This is a genomic window from Sporichthyaceae bacterium, assembly GCA_036493475.1.
In the GTDB taxonomy this organism is placed as follows: domain Bacteria; phylum Actinomycetota; class Actinomycetes; order Sporichthyales; family Sporichthyaceae; genus DASQPJ01.
Genome location: DASXPS010000182.1, coordinates 25,619 through 32,203, shown reverse-complemented (window position 1 = coordinate 32,203; position 6,585 = coordinate 25,619). Strand labels below are relative to the sequence as shown.

The 6,585-nt window shown below is 69.9% G+C and carries 6 protein-coding genes and 1 pseudogene; 4 read left to right on the top strand and 3 right to left on the bottom strand.

Annotated elements, in window-relative coordinates:
- From VGJ14_18040 to VGJ14_18030, 3 genes and pseudogenes are all read left to right on the top strand, one after another.
- A partial coding sequence (locus VGJ14_18040; protein HEY2834329.1) for a hypothetical protein occupies positions 1-371 on the top strand: 371 nt, incomplete at its 5' end.
- A 115-nt stretch (positions 372-486) separates the two neighbouring features.
- Positions 487-1,781 (top strand): annotated as a pseudogene (gene glsA / locus VGJ14_18035) (glutaminase A).
- A 35-nt stretch (positions 1,782-1,816) separates the two neighbouring features.
- Positions 1,817-2,341, top strand: a complete 525-nt coding sequence (locus tag VGJ14_18030; GenBank protein ID HEY2834328.1) for a cyclic nucleotide-binding domain-containing protein — start codon at positions 1,817-1,819, stop codon at positions 2,339-2,341.
- Positions 2,342-2,368: 27 nt separating this feature from the next.
- On the opposite strand, the gene VGJ14_18025 is transcribed toward VGJ14_18030, so the two are convergent.
- The 3 genes from VGJ14_18025 to VGJ14_18015 form a co-directional block, all read right to left on the bottom strand.
- Positions 2,369-2,848, bottom strand: coding sequence for a Crp/Fnr family transcriptional regulator (locus tag VGJ14_18025; protein HEY2834327.1), 480 nt, complete (start codon positions 2,846-2,848; stop codon positions 2,369-2,371).
- Between the two features lie 64 nt (positions 2,849-2,912).
- Positions 2,913-4,358, bottom strand: coding sequence for a pyruvate kinase (gene pyk, locus VGJ14_18020; protein ID HEY2834326.1), 1,446 nt, complete (start codon positions 4,356-4,358; stop codon positions 2,913-2,915).
- Positions 4,359-4,420: 62 nt separating this feature from the next.
- On the bottom strand, positions 4,421-5,857 hold the full coding sequence (locus VGJ14_18015; GenBank protein ID HEY2834325.1) for an FAD-binding oxidoreductase: 1,437 nt from the start codon (positions 5,855-5,857) through the stop codon (positions 4,421-4,423).
- A gap of 148 nt (positions 5,858-6,005) precedes the next feature.
- Here VGJ14_18015 and VGJ14_18010 point away from each other — a divergent pair, with 148 nt between their 5' ends.
- The gene (locus VGJ14_18010) at positions 6,006-6,479 is read left to right on the top strand and encodes an ML domain-containing protein (GenBank protein ID HEY2834324.1); all 474 of its coding nucleotides are present in this window, start codon (positions 6,006-6,008) and stop codon (positions 6,477-6,479) included.
- Positions 6,480-6,585 lie beyond the last annotated feature (106 nt).

Below are 6,585 nucleotides of genomic sequence, written 5' to 3'. Positions count from 1 at the left end.
CCCGCGCGGACTGCGAACAACTGATCGCCGAGGTGGACCGCGGCGACGCCCGGCACTGGATATGGGTGTACCACTCCCCGCCGGAGTCCCTGCTCAGTTGGACGGGGTCACGCCACTTCGGTGATGCGGCCGTGGCGGAATGGATCGACAAGTGGCACCCGGACGCGGTGCTGTGCGGGCACATCCATCAGGCCCCGTTCTCCCCCGACGGATCCTGGGTCGACTCCGTCGCTGGGGCCTGGGTGTTCAATCCCGGCAAGCAGACCGGTCCGGTGCCGACGTGCGTGGAGATCGATCTGGACCTGGGGTTGGCCAGGTGGACCTCGATGATGGGCCAGGAGGATCGCCAACTGTCCCGGTCCGGTCAGTAGCGGAGTGACCTGCGACAACGCCTGTAACAAATGCCGGCTACGGTCGACAGATCACAACGCAGTCCGACGGCAGTGAGGTTTCGTTGAGAAGCAGGCAGCCGCGGCGAGTTCGGTGATGGGAGCACGTCTGGACCGGGTGTACCGCAGGGTGCACAGCGGTGACAGCGGGGCTGTTGCCGCCTACATCCCCGAACTCGCCAAGGCCGACCCGAATCAGTTCGGCATCGCCATTGCCGCCGCCGACGGCCACGTCTACAGCGTCGGCGACGCCGATCGCGAGTTCACGATTCAGTCGATCTCGAAGCCGTTCGTTTTCGGCATCGCCCTGGACGACCGTGGCCCGGTGGAGGTCATGCATCGAATCGGGGTGGAGCCCTCCGGTGACGCCTTCAACTCGATCGTCATGGACGAGCGCAACAACCGCCCGCTCAACCCGATGGTCAACGCCGGGCCATCGCCTGCAGCGCATTGGTCCGCGGCCCCGACCTCAAGACGCGGCGCGACCACCTGCTCGGGGTTTTCTCGACCTTCGCCGGGCGGGAACTGCGCATCGACGAGGAGGTGTGCGCCTCGGAACGCTCCACCGGGCACCGAAATCGGGCCATCGCCTTCCTCGAGTTGAGCACCGGGATGATCGACGAACCGGTGGAGGACCACCTCGACCTTTACTTCGCGCAGTGTTCGATCCTGGTGACCGCACGGGATCTGGCGATGATGGCCGCGACGCTGGCCAACGGCGGGGTCAACCCGTTGACCGGCCGCCGCGCTGCGTCGACAAACAGTGTGCGCCGGGTGCTCACCGTGATGGCGACCTGCGGGATGTACGACTGGTCGGGTGAGTGGATGTACCGGGTCGGCGTCCCGGCCAAGAGCGGGGTCGCGGGCGGCATCCTCGCGGTGCTGCCCGGGCAGATCGGCGTGGGCACCTTCTCCCCGCAACTGGACTCGTTCGGGAACAGCACCCGCGGGGTGGCGGTCTGCGAACAACTTGCCGGCGAGTTCGGACTGCACCTTCTTGAGGTCAACTGGGTGGCCGGGAGCATCGTGCGCCGCCGCTACGACGCCGCGGAGGTGCCGTCCAAACGACTGCGCGCCGACGAGGAGCGCCGCCACCTGGCTGCCGCCGGTCGCGGGGTGCACGTCTATGAACTGCAGGGCGACCTGTACTTCGCCACCGCCGAGCAGTTGATCCGCCAGGTCGAGGCCGCTTCGACGTGGGCCAAGTACGTGATCTTCGATGGGCGACGGATGGAGCGTGCCGTGCGGCGCGATCAGCTTGCTGGCGGATCTGCACGCCCGGCTGACATCCGCCGGGATCCGGTTGCTCTACTCCGGCTGGCCGGACGGGCTGCGCACCGCGATCCTCGGCGTCGCACCCGCGCTGTCCACCGAGGGCCGACGCCGCGATAGCCGCCGGGCATTTCTGGCCGGACACCGACGACGCGTTGGAGCACTGCGAGGATCGGCTGTTGGACGGCGTCGAACTGGGTCTGGGTGAGGCCGCCGAGCTGCCGCTCGAGCGCCTGGACATCCTGCGGGACCTGTCCCCTGACGAACTCGCGCTCCTCGAGCCGCTCCTACAGACCCGACGTTTCGCCGCTGACGAGGTCATCGTGCGCGAAGGTGAGCACGCCGACGAGGTCTTCTTCCTGGCGGCGGGCAGCGCCACCGCGCGGCTGCGCGCCGGCGCGGACCCCACCGGCGCGGCCGGCGCAGTCCGCGGGAGACGTCTGCGCACGTTCGGTGCCGGGGTCGCGTTCGGTGAGACCGCCCTGTACGAACGGGCCAGACGCACCGCGGATGTTATCGCCGACGACCCGGTGGTCTGCCGGGTACTCGGCGTCGCGGACCTGCGGGAACTCGCCGAGGATCATCCCCGGGTCTACGCAAAGGTGTTGATCGGGGCCGGGAACAACCTGTCCCGTCTGCTGCTGCGGGCCTCCGGGCAGATCCGCGCCCTCGACGCCTGACCCACCCCGGCAACGTTCCCGATCTCCTCAGTAGTCGGGTTGGTCCGGGCGGGCCGAGCCCGGGCTGATGCCGGACGGGCGGGCCGAGGTCAGCTCGGAGAGCACGTCGGCCATCAGCCCCAGATGCGTGTCCGAGTCGGCGTACTGGTGGCGCAGGTCGGCCAGGTACCCGGTCATCGCGTGGAGCCGCGCGGCCAACAGCCGGGCCATGCCCAACAGCAGGTCCGGGTTCGCGGTGGCCTGCGCGGCGGGCATCACCTTGGTCCGGCAGTCGGTCAGCGCCACCACGCGCGCCGAGTGAGCGGTGCCCAACAGCGCTGACATCTCCCCGAGGAACGCACCCGGCTCGGAGACCCGCTTGACCAGCACCCCGCCGACCTCGATGCCGACCGTGCCCTCGACCAGGACGTGAATCTCCCCACTCCGGGACCCCTCGGCGAGCAGGTCCGACCCGGACTGGAACGTCCGTTCGGGCAGGTCGGCACACAGCGCGAGAATGTCGTCCACGGCAGCCCACCCTAACGCCGAGTCGCCCGGCTGAGCGCGGCCGGCGGCGGTTGAGTAGGCGCGCTCAGGGCGCGGTGTAGGCGGGATGCACCTCGCCCACGGCGTCGCCGATGCGGTGCACGCGCAGGGCGTTGGTGCTACCCGGGATGCCGGGCGGGCTGCCGGCCACGATCACCACGCGGTCGCCGGGCTCGCACCGCCCCAGCGCGACCATCGCCTCATCGACCTGACGCACCATCTGATCGGTGTGCGCGACCTCCGGCACCAGGAAGGTTTCCACGCCCCAGCTCAGCGCCAATTGGCTGCGCACCGCGGGATTCGGGGTGAACGCGAGCAGCGGGATCGGCGAGCGGCAGCGGGCCAAGCGCCGGGCGGTGTCCCCGCTCTGCGTGAACGCCACCAGGTACTTGGCGTCGATCGCCTCGCCCACCTCGGCGGCCGCGCGACCGATGGCCCCACCGACTGTGTGCGGCGGTCCCAGCGGCGGGGCCAGGTCGGTCAACGTGTCCTCCTCGACGGCGGAAATGATCCGGCCCATCGTGGACAGCGCGCCCAGGGCGTGCTTCCCCACGCTGGTCTCCCCGGACAGCATGAGGGCGTCCGCGCCGTCCAGCACCGCGTTGGCCACGTCGGAGGCCTCCGCGCGGGTGGGCCGCGGGTCGTCGATCATCGAGTCCAGGATCTGGGTGGCCACGATCACCGGCTTGGCCTTCAATCGGGTGGCGTGCACCGCGCGCTTCTGCACCAACGGGACGTCCTCCAGTGGCAACTCCACGCCGAGGTCGCCCCGGGCCACCATCAGCCCGTCGAAGGCATCGATGACCTCCTCCAGGTTGTCCACCGCCTGCGGCTTCTCCAGCTTGGCGATCACCGGCAGCCGCACCCCCTCGGCGTCCATCACCGCGCGCACGTCCTCCACGTCCTTGGCGTCGCGCACGAACGACAGCGCGATCAGGTCCGCGCGCAGGCGCAGCGCCCAGCGCAGGTCCTCGATGTCCTTCTCGCTGAGCGCGGGCACACTCACTGCGACGCCCGGCAGGTTCAGCCCCTTGTGGTTCGACACCTGACCGCCGTCGATCACCCGGGTGCGCACATCCGGCCCGTGCACGTCGAGCACCTCGACGGACAATTTCCCATCGTCGATGAGGATCCGGTCACCCGGTGCGACGTCGCCGGGTAGGCCGAGGTGCGTGGTGGACACCAACGCCGCGGTGCCCGGTACCTCGCGGGTGGTGATGGTGAATTCCGCGCCGGCCACCAATTGCACGGCCCCGTCGGCGAACCGGCCCAGTCGGATCTTGGGGCCCTGCAGGTCCACCAGGATGCCGACGGCCCGCCCCACCTGATCGGAGGCGGCACGGACCCGGGCGTAGCGCGCCTCGTGCTCGGCGTACGTGCCGTGCGAGAGGTTCAGCCGCGCAATGTCCATCCCGGCCTCGACGAGGGCGCGGATCTGGTCCGGGCTGTCGGTGGCGGGGCCGAGGGTCACGATGATCTTGGCACGTCGCATGAGGTGACCCTAGGGGCAATGCCGTTACGGGCGTGCGAAATTGCCGTGCCGGGCAGGCAACGTTACGTGCCCGCCGGTGTGATGTTTGCGCCACGACGGAACACGTTGTCCGGGTCGTAGGTGGCCTTCGCCCGGCGCAGCCGTTCGTACTTCGCGCCGTAGGTCGCGCGCAGCGTGTCGAGGTCCGGGTCGTCGTCGACCAGGGAGTTGATGTACGTGCCGATGCCGTCGGAGAACGCACCCAGCCGCGCGCAGGTGGCGCGTACCCAGTCCCGACCATTGCCCCAGGTGTCCTCGGTGTGGTTGACGCCGAGGATGAACGTGGCCCAGTACGGGATACGCCGGCCACCCCAGGCGGTGGCGTCCTCGGCGGCCGCGCAGTACTTCCGGTCCATCAGATACATCAACACCATGTGGGTCGGCACCGACCGTGCGGCTAGTTGTTCGACCAGGGTGTCGATGACGTCATCGGAGAGTTCGGGCAGCGACGTGCCCTTCTCGTAGTTGTAAAGGCCCCAGCAGTTGCCCTCGTCGAACATCTGCTGCAGCGCGACGTACGGCATCGGGGAGACGAACTCGAACAGCGGCGGGCAGGTCCCGCGCCCCCCTCGAGCGTCAGCGAGAGAGGCCTCTTTCAGCCGGTCCACCTGTGCCGCGTGCTCCTCCGGGGTGCCGTAGCCGACGAGCAGGGCGATGACGCCGGGCTTGAGGTGATGCTCGGCGGGCACCACCGGGGCGGGCGGGGCGTTCATTCCGCCGATGATGAACCCGAACCCGGCGGGGAGTTGCGCCGCCAGGTCGCGGCAGGCCCGCAGACCGGCGGCCGAGTCCTCGACGTCCCAGAACAGCATGCCCAGTTGGATCATCGGGCCGACCGGGTGCAACCGAAAATCGAAGCGGGTGACCACGCCGAAGTTGCCGCCGCCGCCGCGCAACGCCCAGAACAGCTCGGCGTGCTCGGTCTCGTTGGCCTCCACGACACTGCCGTCGGCGAGCACCACCTCGGCGCCGAGCAGGTTGTCGATGGTCAGGCCGAGGTCGCGGGACAACCAGCCCATGCCGCCGCCGAGGGTCAGCCCGCCGACGCCGGTGTGGCTGACCACCCCCGCGGGCACGGCCAATCCGTGCGCCTGGGTTGCGGCGTCCAGATCACCGAGCAGCGCCCCGCCGCCGACGCGCGCGATGCGGGCCGCCGGGTCGACCTCGACGGCGTTGCAGCGCGCCAGGTTGATCATCAGGTCGCCGTCCCACACCGCGGAACCCGACGCGTTGTGCGCGCCGCCGCGGACGGTCAGGCCGACGCCCTCGGCCCGGGCCCAGCGGATCGCGGCGCTGACGTCGGCGGCGTCCGCGCAGTACACGACCGCGGCCGGTCGACGGTCGATCTGCGCGTTCCACACGCTGCGGGCCTGGTCGTAACCGGCATCCTCCGGGCCGCAGACCTCGCCGCGCACCTCGGTGCGCAGGGCATTTAGACTTCCGCTCTGCATCAGCGTCATGGCGCGCAGTCTTCAGCATCCGACGCGTTAGCGGAATGCAAAGTCGATCAACAGATTGCCCGTCAGAACGACTCGCCCGGCGCCGGCGGGAAAATCCCGGGTTCGGCCGGCACGCTGACATCGACCAGCACCCATTCCGGAGGTCTTCATGCCCGCCGACCGCCGTTACCCAACCCGTCTGCTCGCCTCCGGCGGCGCGGCCGCACTGCTCGCCACCGCGGTCACCGTGGCGGCTCCCGCCCGGGCCGCCGTTGCGGACTCGCTGCCCTTCACCAACTGCGGCACGGGCTCCCCCGCCAGGGTGAGTGCCGTCGACGTCGATCCCTACCCGCTGCAGGCGGGTCGCGACGTGACCGTGAGTGTGCGCGGCACGTTGCGCCAGCGGGTCACCGGCGGCAGCTACGACCTGCGGGTCAGCTACCTCGGCGCGCCCCTGCTGCACCGCAGCGGCCGGCTCGCGGACGTGGTGCACCTGCCGTTACCGGCGGGCGACTTCTCGCTGCACAAGCGGGTGCCGGTCCCCGACCAGGCGCCGCCGGGGAGATACAACCTGACGCTGACCGCCGCCGACCAACACGACGACCAACTGCTCTGCGTCCGCGTCCCCTTCAAGGTCCGCTGAGGGCGCCGAACCACCGTCTTGGTCCGGCGTTTAGGGGTATCAGGACCGCTCGATAGCCCGAAACCCCGGACGAGGATGAGCGTGTTTGTCCACAGGGCGGCGAAAG